The following is a 15,065-nucleotide window of genomic DNA, read 5'->3' as shown; positions in this document are numbered from 1 at the left end:
CGAGTGGGGGTACCCCCTGCTCGAGCGGAGCCGAGAGCTTGGGGGAGCGTGCCGGGCGTCGCGACGGGGCGAACGTTGCCTGCCGCGGCACTAGCCCGCCGTGCGGGCGGGGAGCGTGTCGGGGAACAGCCCCAGGCGGTGCGCGACCGCCGCCGCCTCGCCCCTTCCCGAGACCCCCAGCTTCCCCAGGATGTTCGAGACGTGCACGCTGGCCGTCTTGGGCGAGATGAACAGTTCCTCGGCTATCTGGCGGTTGGTGCGGCCGACGGAGACCAGGCGCAGGACGTCCCGTTCCCGGCTGGTCAGGCCGAGCGATCCGGCGGGGTCGTCGGCCCCGGGCCCGCGACGCGCGGCGGGGCCGAGGGTGAGCCGGGCGCGCTGGGCGAGCCGGCCGACGGAGTCGGCGAGCGGGCGGGCGCCCAGGTGCTCGGCGACGGCGTGGGCCAGCCGCAGCAGCTCCGTGGCGCGCTCGCGCCCGTCCTCGTCGCCGACCGGGCCGCCCCGGTGCCCGGGACAGGGTACGAGCAGGGCCTCGGCCAGACGGCATCGCACGCGGGCGAGGTCGTACGGACGCTCCAGCGGTTCGAAGGCCGCGACGACCTCCGCCCACTCCTCCGGGTCTCCGCGGCCCTCGGCGCGCAGCACTTCGGCGCGCACCCACCGTGCGTAGGCCTGCCAGACGGGCACGTTGGCGGCGAGGGACTTGGCGGCCTGCCCGATGCGTTCGAGGACCTCCGGGCGTCCCGGACCGGCCGCGGGCAGGCCGGCGGCGCGGCTCTCCACGGTCGCGGCGGTGACCAGCAGCGGCCAGCCGTAGCGCTGGGTGCCGGGCGGGAAGCCGGCGTCCAGGGCGCGCGCCAGTTCGGTGCGGGCGTCCAGCAGGCGGCCCTCTCCCGCGGCGACGCCGACGGCGATGCGGGACAGCGGCAGGCAGTGCTGGGGCGCGTCGGAGTGGGTGCCGAAGTGACCGCGGGCGGCGTGGAGCTGCCCGGCGGCCTCGGTCAGGTCACCGCGGGCCAGGGCGAGTTCGGCCCGGATGCGGGCGTGGAAGCCGCGCGGCTGGGCGCTCTGGCCCACCCGCTCGGACCGGGTGGCCGCCTCCGCCGCCTCGTCCCAGCGGCCCAGCGTGTACAGGGACTCGGCGAGGTTGCCCCACACCCACGCCTCGTGGTCCAGGTAGCCGAAGCGCCGCGTGTACGCGAGGCCCTCCTCCATGAGGGGGACGGCCTCACGGGACCGTCCGATCCCCTCCAGCTCGGAGGGCAGGTTCACATAGGAGCGACCCGCGACGGCCGACAGACCCTCCTCGAGGGTGCGCCGGTTGACCTCGTACATCTCGGCCAGCCCCGCCTCGATGTCACCGGCCTGGACCATCAGGCCGCCCAGGGTGAGGCGCGCGCTCATCTCTGTCTCGCAGGCGCCCACCATGCGCGCGTACTCCACGGCCCGCTCGGCGGCGGAGAAGGTGTCGGGGCCGGGGGCGTGCACCATGGACCAGTTGGCGACGTTGGCCAGTACCTCGGCGTGCACCTCGGACGGCGGCAGCCCGCGCACCAGGTCCTGTGCGGTGGCCAGTTCCTGCCAGCCGTCGCCCTGGGCCTTCGACTGGACCAGGCGGGAGCGCTGCACCCAGAACCAGGCGGCGCGGAGGGGATCTCCGCCGCCCGCACCGTGGGCCGGGTGCGCGGCGGGGTCGCGGTCGTCCTCCAGCAGGCGCAGCGCCCGTCTGGTGATCTTCAGTGCGCGTTCGCGTTCCCCGCAGAAGCGGCCCGCGACGGCGGCCTCGGCCATCAGGTCGAGGTAGCGCAGGGGGGTGGCGGCGGGTTCGCAGCCGCCGGGGGCGCCGCCGCGCCGTCCCGGCGGTGCGGAGGGGTAGGCGTCCGTGTAGTCGACGGTGCGCAGGCGGGCCCGGACACCCTCCGGCGCGATGTCCCACAGGTTCATCGCCCGCTCCAGCAGCCCCAGTTGCTCGCTGTAGGCGTGTCGGGCGCGGGCCGCGACGGAGGCGTCCAGGACGGCGGGCAGGGCCTTGGCCGGATCGTGGGCGTGGTACCAGTAGCTGGCCAGCCGCATGACGCGCTGGTCCGGAGGGACGAGGCTCGGGTCGGTCTCCAGGGCCTCGGCGTAACGGCGGTTGAGGCGCGAGCGCTCGCCGGGCAGCAGGTCGTCGCTGACGGCCTCGCGGACCAGGGAGTGCCGGAAGCGGTAGCCGTCGCCGCTGGGCGCGGCGATGAGGATGTTGGCGTTCACCGCGGCGCGCAGGGCCTCGATGAGGTCGTCCTCGCCGAGCCCGGCGACGGCGGCGATGAGCCGGTACTCGACGGTGGAGCCGCCCTCGGCGACGATCCGGGCGATCCGCTGGGCCGGCTCGGGCAGTTTCTCGACCCGGACGAGGAGCAGGTCGCGCAGGGAGTCGCTGAGGCTGGTGCGGCAGCCCTCGTGCGCGGCGACGGCGAGTTCCTCGACGAAGAAGGCGTTACCGTCGGAGCGCTCGAAGATCTCGTCGACCTGGGCGGGATCGGGTTCGGTGGCGAGGATTCCGGCGATCTGGCGGCCCACCTCCTGCCGGTTGAACCGGGCGAGCTCGATCCGGCGGACGGTGCGCATCCGGTCGAGTTCGGCGAGCAGGGGACGCAGCGGGTGCCGGCGGTGGATGTCGTCGGAGCGGTAGCTCGCCAGGACGAGGAGGCGGCCGGTGCCCAGCGTGCGGAAGAGGTAGGTGAGGAGGTGGCGGGTGGAGGCGTCGGCCCAGTGCAGGTCCTCCAGGGCGACGACGACGGTGTGCTCGGCGGCGACGCGTTCCAGCAGGCGCGCGGTGAGCTCGAAGAGGCGGGCCATGCCCTCCTCGTGGTGCCGGCCGGGCCGGCGTGCGGTGGACTGCTCGCCCAGTTCGGGCAGCAGCCGGGCCAGTTCCTCCTCCTGGCCGGCGGCCGCGGCGGCCAGGGCGTCGGGCAGCTCACGGCGCAGGGCGCGCAGCGCGGAGGAGAACGGGGCGAAGGGCAGCCCGTCGGCGCCGATCTCCACACAGCCGCCGAGCGCGACGACGGCGCCCCGGCGGCGGGCGGCGGCGGCCCACTCCTCGATGAGGCGGGTCTTGCCCACTCCGGCCTCGCCGCCGAGCAGCACCGCCTGCGGCTCGGCCGCCGCCGCCCGGGTGAGCGCCTCGTTCAGCGTGTGCAGCTCTTCGGTGCGGCCGACGAACACGGGACTGACGGACCTGGTCTCCACAGCCCTGAGCATCGCACGGCGCTCCGGCACCGCGGCACCGGTTTTCCCCTGGGCGGACGGGTGGGGCGGGTTGCCGTCCGCGGAGACCGGTGCCGCGGGGTGCCCGCCGGAACCGTGCGGAAGGCCGGGGCCCGTGCGGCCGGCCTTCCTGCCCCCGGTGCTCACGCGGCGCGGGTGAACCGGTGCCTGCGGGGAGGCCGGGTGTCGGTCCGGGCCTCGGGGTCCTGGCGGGCGGCCGCGCGCCGGCCGTCCACCGCCTCGCGGACCAGGCGTTCGTGGTCGGCCCGGCGGCGCAGCTCCGCGGCCCGCATCTTCTGCAGCTCGTACTCGAACATGGTGTCTCCCGTGGTGGAGGGGTGCCCGGCGACGTTCGCCGGCGATGTCCCTCACCCTCGTCCCCCAGGGGGTGCCACCACATCGGGAGAGTTCCGCATCTTCGTCGGACGCGGGGCCTTAAGGAGGGCCTTAGAGCCTGTCGTCCGGATCAGCCAGGCTCAGAAGTGCGGCGCCTTCCGGCCGGCCCGAGCGGGGTCCGGTGCGTACGGCGGCCAGGCGGAGGAGGGGCCTCGGGCCGCCGCGGGCGTCTGCGCCGGCTGCGGGGAGGCCCCCTCTTCCGGTCGGGTGCGTCTCAGCCGGCCGAGGGCAGGCCGAGCAGGACGTCGGTGTACTTCAGGACGGCCAGCAGCAGGCCGACGACGCCGAGCGCGACGCCCGCCCAGGCGACGGACTTGATCCACGGCGCCTGCGGCCGGCCGGGGGCGCCGAACGCGGGCCGGGCGAGGACCACCACCCCGACGATCAGCGCGACCAGCGCGAACAGTCCGCTCCACAGCGCGGTCGCGTGCCAGGCGTCGCCGTAGACCTCCTTGATCTGCCGGGCGACGCTCGCGGAGGACGACGTCTGCAGCTGGCCGATGAGCTGTTCGCGCGCCCCGGCCACGGTGCCGAGCCAGCTGCCGGTGAGCGAGACGGTGCCGAGCGCGGCGGCGACGACGGCGCCCGCACCCTGGCCGGCCCCGGACGGTCCGGCCCCGGCGGTACCGGCGTCGCTCCGGTCGGCGCCGCTTCCGTCGGCGTCCTTCGCGTCCGCGCCGGAATCGGCACCGGCCCCTTCCGCGCCCGTCCCTTCCGCGCCGGCCCCGTCGGCGTCGGCTGCGTTCGCGCCGGTCCCGCCCGCGCCGGTCCCCTCGCCCTCGGGGCGCGAGGCGTCGGTTCCTTCGGCGGCTGCGGCACTCCCGGCACCCTGCGTCTCGGCCCGGGTCGCCCCGTCACCGTGGTCGGACGCGGTGACGCCCGCCGTCTCCCGGTCGTTCCTCACCTCGGCCGCCCTGCCGGCGGCTCCGGTTTCGTCTGCACTCTTGCTACCCATGCTTCGCACGGTACGGACGCTCTCTGAGAGGCGCCTTAATGATCGTCGGCCATCGGGGTGGAACGGCGGGCCGACCGGGTCATGCGCCCCGCCCGGCCCACTCGGGGGCGAGCACGGACCAGACCTCGATGTCCTGGCGCACACCCCGGTAGGGATAGTGCGCCCGGAGCACGCCGTCGCGGGTCATGCCCAGGCGGCGCGCCACGGCGACGCTCGGCGCGTTGGCCGAGGACGCGCACCACTCGACCCGGTGCATCCCCCGCTCGTCGAACGCCCAGTCGATGAGCACCCGCGCGCCCCGGGTGACCAGCCCCCGCCCGGTGCCGGCCGGCTCCAGCCAGCAGCCCAGCTCGCAGGTGCCGGTGGCGGCGTCGAACACGCGGAACAGCAGGCCGCCCACCAGCGTCCCGTGCAGCCACAGCCCGTGCAGGAAGCCGGTGTCGGCGGCGCGTTTGTCGGCGTAGGACTGCAGGACGGCGCGCGCGGAGTCGGCGTCCGTGGCCGTCGAGCCGAACGGGACGTGGCGGGTGACGAAGTCACGTCCGCGGTCCAGGTGCGCCAGGAACTCCTCGGCGTGCCAGGGTTCCAGGGGTCGCAGTTCGGCGTCGTCACCCAGGGATATCGCGTACATCCTGCTGCCGCTCCTTCGCCAGTACGGCCGCCACCTCGGCGTCCGTCGCCGCGGCCAGCCTCTCATGGGCGGTCCGGCACTCGGGCGGCTCGATGCTGATCCGCGGCAGCACGCGGTCCAGCCGGCGCGGCAGCCACCAGTTGGCGGCGCCGAGCAGGTGCATCAGGGCGGGCACCAGGAGGGTGCGCAGGACGAAGGCGTCCAAGGCGACGGCGGCGGCCAGCGCGATGCCGAACATCGCGATCACACGGTCGCCGCTGAGCACGAAGGCGAGGAAGACCGAGATCATGATGACCGCGGCGGAGTTGATCACGCGGCTGGTCTCGGCGAGGCCGACGCGCACGGCCACCCGGTTGTCACCGGTCTCCAGCCACTCCTCGTACATCCGGCTGACCAGGAAGACCTGGTAGTCCATGGAGAGCCCGAACAGGACCGACACCATGATCACGGGCAGGAACGGCTCGATGGGGCCCGCGCGGCCGAGGCCGAGCAGTTCACTCCCCCAGCCCCACTGGAAGATCGCGACGACCACGCCGAAGGCGGCGGCCACGGCGGCGACGTTCATCGCGGCGGCCTTGAGGGGGATGCCGACGGACCGGAAGGCGAGCAGCAGCAGCACGCAGCCCAGGCCGATGACGGCGCCGACGAAGACGGGCAGCTTGCCGACGATGACGGCGGCGAAGTCGTCGTAGCCGGCGGTGACCCCGCCGACCTGTACGTCGAGCGAGGTGCCGGTCTCCGCACGGGGCAGCACGTCGGTGCGCAGCCGGTCGACCAGGTCGCTGGTCCGCTCCGACTGCGGCGCGGAGTCGGGGACGACGGTGAGGTACGCCGTGTCGCCTGCGCTGTTGTACGTCACCGGGGTGACCGCGGCGACGCCGTCGGTGCCGTGCAGGCCGGTGCCGAGGTTGTCCAGGGCGAGCCGGTCCTCGGCGCCCGCCACTTTCGTCACCAGGGTCAGGGGCCCGTTGACGCCGGGGCCGAAGCCCTCGGCGACGAGGTCGTACGCCTTCCGCGTGGTCGTGGCGGCGGGGTCGTTGCCCTGGTCGGAGGTGCCGAGGCGGAGGGAGAGGGTGGGCAGGGCCAGGACGGTGACGACCACCAGGGCGAGGGCGCCCAGGAGCCTGGGGTGGCGCTCGACGAAGGCCGACCAGCGGGCGGCGAACCCGGTGGGCACCTCCGGCTCGGGCCCGTGCTCGGCCAGCCGGCGCCGCTCGCGCCGGCTCAGTGCGCGGGGCCCGATGAAGGACAGCAGGGCGGGCAGCAGGGTGACGGAGGCCGCCACGGTGAGCATCACCGTCAGGGACGCGGCCACGGCGACCCCGTTGAGGAACCGCAGACGCAGGATGAGCATGCCCAGCAGGGCGATGCACACGGTCGCGCCGGCGAAGACGACGGCGCGACCGGTGGTGGTGACGGCGTTGGTGACCGCCTCGTCGACGCTCAGGCCGCGTTTCAGGCCGCGCCGGTGCCGGGTGACGATGAACAGGGCGTAGTCAATGCCGACGCCGAGCCCGATCAGCAGGCCGAGCATGGGCGCGAAGTCCGCGACCGTCATGGCGTGGCCGAGCAGTCCGATGCCCGCGTACGCGGTGCCGACGCCGACCAGGGCGGTGGCGATGGGCAGCGCGGACGCGGCGAGCGAGCCGAAGGCGAGGAAGAGCACCACGGCCGCCACCACGACGCCGATGATCTCGGCCGTGTGCCCTTGGGACGAATGGCCGGCGACGGCGGTGCCGCCCAGCTCCACCTGGAGCCCGTCGGCCGCGGCCGCCTTCGCGGTGTCGGTCACGGCCCGCGCCTCGGCCGGCGTGACGTCCCCGGCCGGGTCGTCGAAGGTGACGGTCGCGTACGCCGTCCGGCCGTCGGCGCTGATCTGGCCCGTGCCCTGCGCCTTGTACGGGCCTACCACGGAGGCCACACCGGGCAGGTCCGCGATCCGCTCCAGGGTCCGGGTCATCGTCTGCTCGACGTCGGCGTCGCGCACGGAGCCCGGCGCGGTGTGCCAGACGACGGTGTCGCTGTCACCGCCCAGGCCGGGGAAGCCCTTGTGCAGCAGCTGGGTGGCACGGCCCGACTCGGTGCCGGGCACCTCGTAGTCGTTGGAGTAGGCCGAACCGGCGACGGCGCCGGCCGCGGTGACTCCGGCGAAGGTGAGGAGCCAGAGCAGAACGGCGGCGAGCCGGTGCCGAACACACCAGCGTGCAAGGGCTGCCACGAACGTGCCCCCAGAATGGTGGTGATGGTGCATCTTTGACCGGGAACACGGATACGCAGGTGAACGGCCCGCCAAGAACGCAAGAGCAGTGGCGATTATTCCAGGCCAAAAAGATCATTTGCGGCGTTAGTGGTGCTCTTCACAGCCGTAAGGACTGCCTAAACGCCTGGTCAGAGGGGGGCACCTCGCGGCCGCAGGGCCCCCGCCGCTCGGACCCGGCGCCCAAGGCCCTCGGCGCACGGCGCCGACCGGGAGGTTCAGTCGAACTGGTCCCCGAGGGCCATCACCATCACGCCCGCGATCAGCAGCCACAGCGCCCGCCGGGTGCGGCCCCTGGAGCCGAGCACCGCGGCCAGGGCGCAGACGGCGGCCCCGGCGGCGTAGGCGACCGGGACGAGGGCCGGGGACGCCCCGGCGAGGCGCAGCAGCGAGGCGGCGAGCCCGGCGAGTGCCAGCAGTACCCCGGCGCCGCCCGCCGTCCAGCGGGCGCGGCGGGCGTCCTCGACCGGGTCCTCGGCGTGGTCGGCGCCGGCGTCAGCGGCTTCGCCGGTGACGGCGCTCTCGCCCGTACCGGCGTCGGCGGCGGTCTCGGCTGCGGCCGTCGGGGCGGCGTCAGGGGCGCCGGCGTCAGCGGTGTCGCCGGTGCCGGCGTCGGCGGCGGCCGTCTCGGCCGCGGCCGACGGACCGGCGTAGGCGCCGGCGCCAGCGGTGTCGGCGGGGTGGGCGACGCCGTGAGCGTCAGCGTGCGTGCCGGCGGCGGTCTCGGTCAGGGCTCCCGCGTCGGCGGCGTCGACGCCGACGTCAGCGGTCTCGTGCGTGCCGTCGGCGGCGGTCTCGGCTACGGCCGTCTCGCCGGCGTCGGCGGTCTCGCCGGCGTCGGCGGTCTCGCCGGCGTCGGCCTCGGTGGCCGTCTCGGCTGTGCCGTCACCGGTGCCGTGCCCATGGGCGGCCGCGGCACAGTGCCCGGTCCGGGGCCCCGCGGCGCGCCCGGGGCCGTCCCCCGTCCAGGGTCCGCGGGCCTCCCGCGGGGCGCGTACGCCGGCGCCCTCGACGTCCTCCCCGTCGAATATCCCGGGGTGCGTTTCGGAATCGGCGCGTCCACTCATGCCGCGCGAGCGTAGCGCCTCGGGCCGGGACGCCCGGATCCGGGTCCGGGTCCGGGCACGTACCGGTGGCGGCATGCCGAGGGGGACGCACCGGGTGTGGTGCGTCCCCCTCCGCTCGGGCCGGTGGGCCGGCTCCGGCGCGCCGGCCGGCGAACCGGCCGGACCCGCGCGGCGCACTGCCCGGCGCGGGCTCAGCCCTCGCCGACGCCCAGCTTCTCCAGGATCAGCTCCTTGACCCGGGCGGCGTCGGCCTGGCCGCGCGTGGCCTTCATGACCGCGCCGACCAGGGCGCCGGCCGCGGCCACCTTGCCGCCGCGGATCTTGTCCGCGACGGCCGGGTTGCCCGCGATCGCCTCGTCGACGGCGGCGGTCAGCGCGCCCTCGTCGGAGACGACCTTCAGGCCGCGCTTGTCGACGACCTCGTCCGGCTCGCCCTCGCCGGCGAGGACGCCCTCGATGACCTGACGGGCCAGCTTGTCGTTCAGGTCGCCGGCGGCGACCAGCTCGGTCACCCGGGCGACCTGCTTCGGCGTGATCGCCAGCTCCTCCAGGGCCTTGCCCGACTCGTTGGCGTTGCGGGCGAGCTCGCCCATCCACCACTTGCGGGCGGCGGCCGCGTCGGCGCCCGCCTCGATCGTCGCGACGATCGGCTCCAGCGCGCCGGCGTTGACGATCGCCTGCATGTCGGTGGCGGAGATCCCCCACTCCTCACGCAGCCGGTTCCGGCGCACCAGGGGCAGCTCCGGCAGCGAGGCCCGCAGCTTCTCGACCCACTCACGCGAGGGCGCGACGGGCACCAGGTCGGGCTCCGGGAAGTACCGGTAGTCCTCGGCCTCCTCCTTCACGCGGCCCGAGGTCGTGGACCCGGTGTCCTCGTGGAAGTGGCGGGTCTCCTGGATGATCGTGCCGCCGTCGCCCAGGACGGCCGCGTGCCGCTGGATCTCGTAGCGGCAGGCGCGCTCCACCGAGCGCAGCGAGTTGACGTTCTTCGTCTCGCTGCGGGTGCCGAACGTGTCGCTGCCCTTGGGCATGAGCGACAGGTTCACGTCGCACCGCATCTGGCCCATCTCCATACGGGCCTCGGACACGCCGAGGGCCCGGATGAGCTCGCGCAGCTCGCGGACGTACGCCTTGGCCACCTCGGGGGCGCGCTCGCCGGCGCCCACGATGGGCTTGGTGACGATCTCGATCAGCGGGATGCCGGCGCGGTTGTAGTCGAGCAGCGAGTGGTCGGCGCCGTGGATACGGCCCGTCGCGCCGCCCACGTGCGTGGACTTGCCGGTGTCCTCCTCCATGTGGGCGCGCTCGATCTCCACGCGGAAGGTCTCGCCGTCCTCCAGCTGCACGTCGAGGTAGCCGTCGGAGGCGATCGGCTCGTCGTACTGGGAGGTCTGGAAGTTCTTCGGCATGTCCGGATAGAAGTAGTTCTTCCGGGCGAAGCGGCACCACTCGGCGATCTCGCAGTTCAGCGCGAGACCGATCCGGATGGCGGACTCCACGCCGGTCGCGTTGACGACCGGGAGGGCGCCGGGCATGCCGAGGCAGGTCGGGCAGGTCTGCGAGTTCGGCTCCGCGCCGAGCGCGGTCGAGCAGGCGCAGAACATCTTGGTCCTGGTGCCGAGTTCCACATGGACCTCGAGGCCCATGACGGGGTCGTACGACGCCAGCGCGTCCTCGTACGACACCAGGTCGGTCGTGGTGGTCACGGTGAAACTTCCCTCTCAGCCCAGCAGGACGTCGTCGTCGCCCAGCCGCTTCAGCTCGCGGTAGAGGATGGCCAGGCCGGTGGCGACGCCGGCGGCGGTCACGACGGCGTCGATCAGCCGCAGCGTGTCGTTCTCGACGCGGGCCTTCTTGATCTGCTTGGCGACGCCGATCGCGCCGAACGCGGTGGCGGCCATGGACATGTACGTTCCGGACTTGGACTTCTTGAAGCCCTTGGCCTTGGTCAGTGCACTCACAGCGACGGAGCCTCCTCGAGCAGCGGGTGTCCCCACTTTTTCACGAAGGCGGCCTCGACGGCGGCCCCCACCTTGTACAGCCGGTCGTCCTGCAGCGCCGGGGCGATGATCTGCAGGCCCACCGGGAGGTTGTCCTCGGGCGCCAGGCCGCACGGCAGCGACATGGCCGCGTTGCCCGCCAGGTTGGTCGGGATGGTGCACAGGTCGGCGAGGTACATCGCCATCGGGTCGTCGGCGCGCTCGCCGATCGGGAAGGCGGTGGTCGGGGTCGTCGGGGAGACGATCACGTCGACCTGCTCGAACGCCGCGTCGAAGTCCTGCTTGATCAGCGTGCGGACCTTCTGGGCGCTGCCGTAGTAGGCGTCGTAGTAGCCGGAGCTCAGTGCGTACGTACCGAGCATGATCCGGCGCTTGACCTCGGCGCCGAAGCCGGCCTCGCGGGTGAGCGAGGTGACCTCCTCGGCGGAGCGGCTGCCGTCGTCGCCGACGCGCAGGCCGTAGCGCAGGCCGTCGAAGCGGGCCAGGTTGGAGGAGCACTCGGACGGCGCGATCAGGTAGTACGCCGACAGGGCCAGGTCGAAGGACGGGCAGTCCAGCTCGACGATCTCCGCGCCCAGCTCCTTCAGCAGTTCGACCGACTCGTCGAACCGCTGGACGACGCCGGCCTGGTAGCCCTCGCCGCGGAACTGCTTGACGACGCCGACGCGCATACCGGCGACCGAGCCGTTGCGGGCGGCCTCGACGACCGGCGGGACCGGGGCGTCGATGGACGTGGAGTCCATCGGGTCGTGCCCGGCGATCACCTCGTGCAGCAGGGCCGCGTCCAGGACCGTGCGGGCGCAGGGACCGCCCTGGTCGAGGGAGGACGAGAAGGCGACCATGCCGTAGCGGGAGACCGCGCCGTAGGTCGGCTTCACGCCGACCGTGCCGGTGACGGCGGCCGGCTGGCGGATGGAGCCGCCGGTGTCCGTGCCGATGGCGAGCGGGGCCTCGTAGGAGGCGAGGGCGGCGCTCGAACCGCCGCCGGAACCGCCCGGGATCCTGGTGAGGTCCCACGGGTTGCCGGTGGGCCCAAAGGCGCTGTTCTCGGTCGAGGACCCCATGGCGAACTCGTCCATGTTGGTCTTGCCGAGGATCACGACGTCGGCGGCCTTCAGCCGCTTGGTGAGCGTCGCGTCGTAGGGCGGGATCCAGCCTTCGAGGATCCTGGAGCCGACGGTCGTCGGCACGCCCTCGGTGGTGAAGATGTCCTTCAGCGCGAGCGGCACGCCGGCCAGCGGGCCGAGCTTCTCGCCGCGCGCCCGCTTCTCGTCGACGGCGCGGGCCTGCGCCAGGGCGCCCTCGCGGTCGACGTGCAGGAAGGCGTGCACCTTCTCGTCGACCGCCTCGATCCGGGCGAGGTGGGCCTCGGTGACCTCGACGGCCGTGAGTTCGCCGGAGGCGATCCTGCCGGCGATCTCGGCGGCCGTGAGCTTGATGATGGGGCTGTCCGTCATGGCTGGTTACTCCTCCCCCAGGATCTGCGGCACCCTGAAACGCTGCTGCTCCTGTGCCGGGGCGCCGGACAGCGCCTGCTCGGGGGTGAGCGACGGACGGACCTCGTCCGCGCGCATGACGTTGGTCAGCGGCAGCGGGTGGGAGGTCGGCGGTACGTCTCGGTCGGCGACCTCACTGACGCGGGCGACCGCGCCGATGATGTCGTCCAGCTGTCCCGCGAAGTGGTCGAGCTCTTCGGGCTTCAGCTCCAGACGCGCCAGCCGGGCGAGGTGGGCGACCTCCTCGCGCGTGATGCCAGGCATGCAGCGATCCTCTGGGGTGAGTGTGTGTGGTTCGGGCCTAGGGCCTGTCGTCACCTTCCCGGTCCGGCGACGCGGCGGGCGTGCGGGCCAGGCGTCGCGCGGCGGTCGGAAATGTGGCGTCAGGCTCCAATCCTATGGGGCCGCGCCCGGTGCCCGTGAAACGGTTTCCCCCGCGTCCCCCGGCCGGGACGTCCGCCGGCGCCCGATCCGGACCCCGCCGCGCCGGAAGAGCGGCCGCCGCGGGCCGAGCGGTCAGGCCGCCGGCCGGCCGGTACGGCCGCGCAGGTCACTCCTCGGCCGCCGCCGCGGGCAACGCCGCGGCGGGCCGCTGCCAGCCGCGCGACCCGCGGGCCCGCAGCCACGCCGTGGTCTCCCCGGGCGGCATCGCGGCCGCGACCAGCCACCCCTGGACGGCGTCGCAGCCGAGGTCACGCAGCCGCTCCCAGGTCTCGTCGTCCTCGACGCCCTCGGCGACGACGAGCAGACCGAGGGAGTGCGCGAGGTCGACCGTGCAGCGCACGATCTCGGCGTCCTGGGTGTCCACGGCCAGCCGGGCCACGAACGAACGGTCGATCTTCAGCTCGCTCACCGGCAGCCGGCGCAGATGCACCAGCGAGGAGTAGCCGGTGCCGAAGTCGTCCAGCGACATCTTCACCCCGTGCCCGGTCAGCGCGTGCAGCGTGTCGGCGGCGCGCTGCGGGTCCTCCAGCAGGACGTGCTCGGTGATCTCCAGTTGCAGCGCTCCGGCCGGGACGCCGTGCCGGGCCAGCCGGGCGGCCACCGATCCGGCGAAGCCGGGGCTGTGGACGTCGCGTGGGGAGACGTTGACGGCGACCGGCACGACCAGGCCCTGGGCCCGCCACGCGGCGACCTGCCCCAGGGCGGTCTCCAGCACGTACTCCGTCAGGTGGGGCATCAGTCCGGAGGACTCGGCGATCGCGATGAACTCGTCCGGCGGCACCTTGCCCCGCTCGGGATGCACCCAGCGCACCAGGGCCTCCAGCCCGGCGACCTGTCCGTCGAAGCGCACCTTGGGCTGGTAGTGCAGCTCGACCTCGTGCGCGTCGAGGGCGCGGCGCAGATCGCCCAGCAGGCCGAGCCGGTCGGGCGTGTTGGAGTCCCGTTTGGACTCGTACACCTCCACGCCCGTGCGGTCCCGCTTCGCCTGGTACATCGCCACGTCGGCCCGGCGCAGCATGCCCTCGGCGTCCAGGGCGTGGTCGGGGAAGACGGCGACCCCGGCGCTGGCCTCCAGCACCAGCGTGAGCCCGTCGAGGTCGAGCGGGGAGCTGAGCGCGGTGACCAGCGCGCGGGCGGCCCGGGTCGCGGACGTGGTGGAGTCGGCGACGGGCAGTAAGACGGCGAACTCGTCGCCGCCGAGCCGGGCGGCCTCCGCCCCTCGCGGCAGCGCCACCCGCAGCCGGTCGGCGATCTGGAGGAGCAGCCGGTCACCGGCGAGGTGCCCGAGGGTGTCGTTGACGGACCGGAAGCGGTCCAGGTCGATCAGCATCAGGGCGGACCGGGCGCCGATGCGTTCGGCGTCGTCGAGGGCGGTCCAGATCCGCTCCAGGAGCCACTGCCGGTTGGGCAGCCCGGTGAGCGGGTCGCGCAACTGCTCCTCGGCGCGGGCGCGGGCCATCCACAGGGTGGAGTCGAGGGCGATGAGCGGGACGGAGAACAACGGCAGCAGCACGGGCTTGGCGACGGCGACCACGCAGAGCAGGGGTGCTATGCCGAGCAGCGCGACCGCGATCAGGCCGTGCCGGACGAGGGCGGTGCGGGCCACGGTGGGCAGGCTCCCGCCGCGCGGGGTGTTCACGTACCACAGCAGGACCCGGGAGACCGCGAGGTAGGCGGCCGCGACGAGGATCACCTGGACGGAGGTGCCGGCGTCCCAGGTGCCCGGGTCCCAGGGCTCCTCCACGGTCGGCACGCGGCCGGACGCGGCCAGCACCAGGGCTCCGGCGCCGATGCCGAGGAGGTCCGCGGCGCCGAGGAGCACGCCCTGCCGCCGGCGGTGGCGGCGGGCCGCGCCGACCAGGACGACGATCGTGAGGCTGACCAGGCCGGCGGCCACCCAGCCGTAGAGCAGCAGCACGGCGAGGGTGAGGGCGGCGCCCGAGCCGGCGCCGCCCCACCAGCGGGCGCGGCCGAGTGCGACGAAGTGGCCGACGATGACTCCGGTCAGCACGGCCAGGGACCAGCCGGCGGTGCCGGAGGGGAAGAGCGCGTGGCCGCCGGCGAAGGCCGCGTACAGGCCCGCGGCGAAGGTGAGCCCGGCGGCCGCGACGACCGCCGCGGGCAGTGCGGGCCAGGACGGGGGGCGGTCGGTGTCGCCCGGGTGGGAGGGGCGGGGTGCGGCTTCGGCGGCCGGCTGCGCGGAGCCGCGCTCCTCGGTGACGGCGTACGGCCCGAGGGCGCACGCCTCCGTGCCCGCACGCTCCGAAGTCCGCCCCCGGCACCCCCGCCATGCGCCGGTCATCCGGCGCAACCGCGAGGGCCCGGTGGCGCTCTCGGTCGGTTCCATTCCCGTCCCTCTCACAACCGGCGGTGCCCACGCCACGCGGCCCGATGCCCGACTCCCCTGCGGCGGCACGGCGTTGGGAACCCCTTTCCCCGTGCCCGTGACGTGTGCGGGAATGCTCCGACCCCGGCTGGGCACGGCAGGTGGCAACCTCAACAGTAGGCCGCTGAAGGCTGTCACGGGCAGCGGTCGCCGACGGTTGCCCGAATGCGCCCCGGCCACCCGTATG

Annotated in this window: 10 protein-coding genes and 1 pseudogene; all 11 read right to left on the bottom strand. The window is 74.3% G+C overall.

Annotated features, from left to right (window positions below):
• Window positions 1-90 precede the first annotated feature (90 nt).
• The gene (locus ACWDNY_RS21835; protein WP_451647455.1) at window positions 91-3,240 is read right to left on the bottom strand and encodes a helix-turn-helix transcriptional regulator; all 3,150 of its coding nucleotides are present in this window, start codon (window positions 3,238-3,240) and stop codon (window positions 91-93) included.
• A 149-nt stretch (window positions 3,241-3,389) separates the two neighbouring features.
• Window positions 3,390-3,563 carry a hypothetical protein gene (locus ACWDNY_RS21830; RefSeq protein ID WP_451647454.1) on the bottom strand — a complete coding sequence of 58 codons (174 nt, stop codon included), beginning with the start codon at window positions 3,561-3,563 and terminating at the stop codon, window positions 3,390-3,392.
• Window positions 3,564-3,856: 293 nt separating this feature from the next.
• Window positions 3,857-4,597, bottom strand: coding sequence for a hypothetical protein (locus ACWDNY_RS21825; RefSeq protein ID WP_451647453.1), 741 nt, complete (start codon window positions 4,595-4,597; stop codon window positions 3,857-3,859).
• A gap of 79 nt (window positions 4,598-4,676) precedes the next feature.
• Window positions 4,677-5,228 (bottom strand): GNAT family N-acetyltransferase, encoded by a 552-nt coding sequence (locus tag ACWDNY_RS21820; RefSeq protein ID WP_451647452.1) that lies wholly within the window; start codon window positions 5,226-5,228, stop codon window positions 4,677-4,679.
• Window positions 5,206-7,446: an MMPL family transporter gene (locus ACWDNY_RS21815; RefSeq protein WP_451647451.1), complete on the bottom strand. Its 2,241-nt coding sequence runs from the start codon at window positions 7,444-7,446 to the stop codon at window positions 5,206-5,208. The genes ACWDNY_RS21820 and ACWDNY_RS21815 overlap by 23 nt, the downstream gene beginning before the upstream one ends.
• A 257-nt stretch (window positions 7,447-7,703) precedes the next feature.
• Window positions 7,704-7,958: pseudogene (locus ACWDNY_RS21810) on the bottom strand (hypothetical protein); the annotation flags it as partial.
• 785 nt (window positions 7,959-8,743) lie between these two features.
• The gene (gene gatB, locus ACWDNY_RS21805; protein WP_451647450.1) at window positions 8,744-10,258 is read right to left on the bottom strand and encodes an Asp-tRNA(Asn)/Glu-tRNA(Gln) amidotransferase subunit GatB; all 1,515 of its coding nucleotides are present in this window, start codon (window positions 10,256-10,258) and stop codon (window positions 8,744-8,746) included.
• A 15-nt stretch (window positions 10,259-10,273) separates the two neighbouring features.
• Window positions 10,274-10,513, bottom strand: coding sequence for a hypothetical protein (locus ACWDNY_RS21800; RefSeq protein ID WP_451647449.1), 240 nt, complete (start codon window positions 10,511-10,513; stop codon window positions 10,274-10,276).
• The gene (gene gatA / locus ACWDNY_RS21795) at window positions 10,510-12,009 is read right to left on the bottom strand and encodes an Asp-tRNA(Asn)/Glu-tRNA(Gln) amidotransferase subunit GatA (RefSeq protein WP_451647448.1); all 1,500 of its coding nucleotides are present in this window, start codon (window positions 12,007-12,009) and stop codon (window positions 10,510-10,512) included. The genes ACWDNY_RS21800 and gatA overlap by 4 nt, the downstream gene beginning before the upstream one ends.
• A gap of 6 nt (window positions 12,010-12,015) precedes the next feature.
• Window positions 12,016-12,312, bottom strand: coding sequence for an Asp-tRNA(Asn)/Glu-tRNA(Gln) amidotransferase subunit GatC (gene gatC, locus ACWDNY_RS21790; protein WP_361509248.1), 297 nt, complete (start codon window positions 12,310-12,312; stop codon window positions 12,016-12,018).
• Between the two features lie 286 nt (window positions 12,313-12,598).
• Window positions 12,599-14,839 carry a putative bifunctional diguanylate cyclase/phosphodiesterase gene (locus tag ACWDNY_RS21785; RefSeq protein WP_451647447.1) on the bottom strand — a complete coding sequence of 747 codons (2,241 nt, stop codon included), beginning with the start codon at window positions 14,837-14,839 and terminating at the stop codon, window positions 12,599-12,601.
• Window positions 14,840-15,065: the final 226 nt, after the last annotated feature.

Source organism: Streptomyces sp. NPDC003697 (assembly GCF_053587115.1).
Note: the sequence above shows the minus strand (reverse complement) of the source record. Positions and strands in the feature narration are given on the sequence as shown.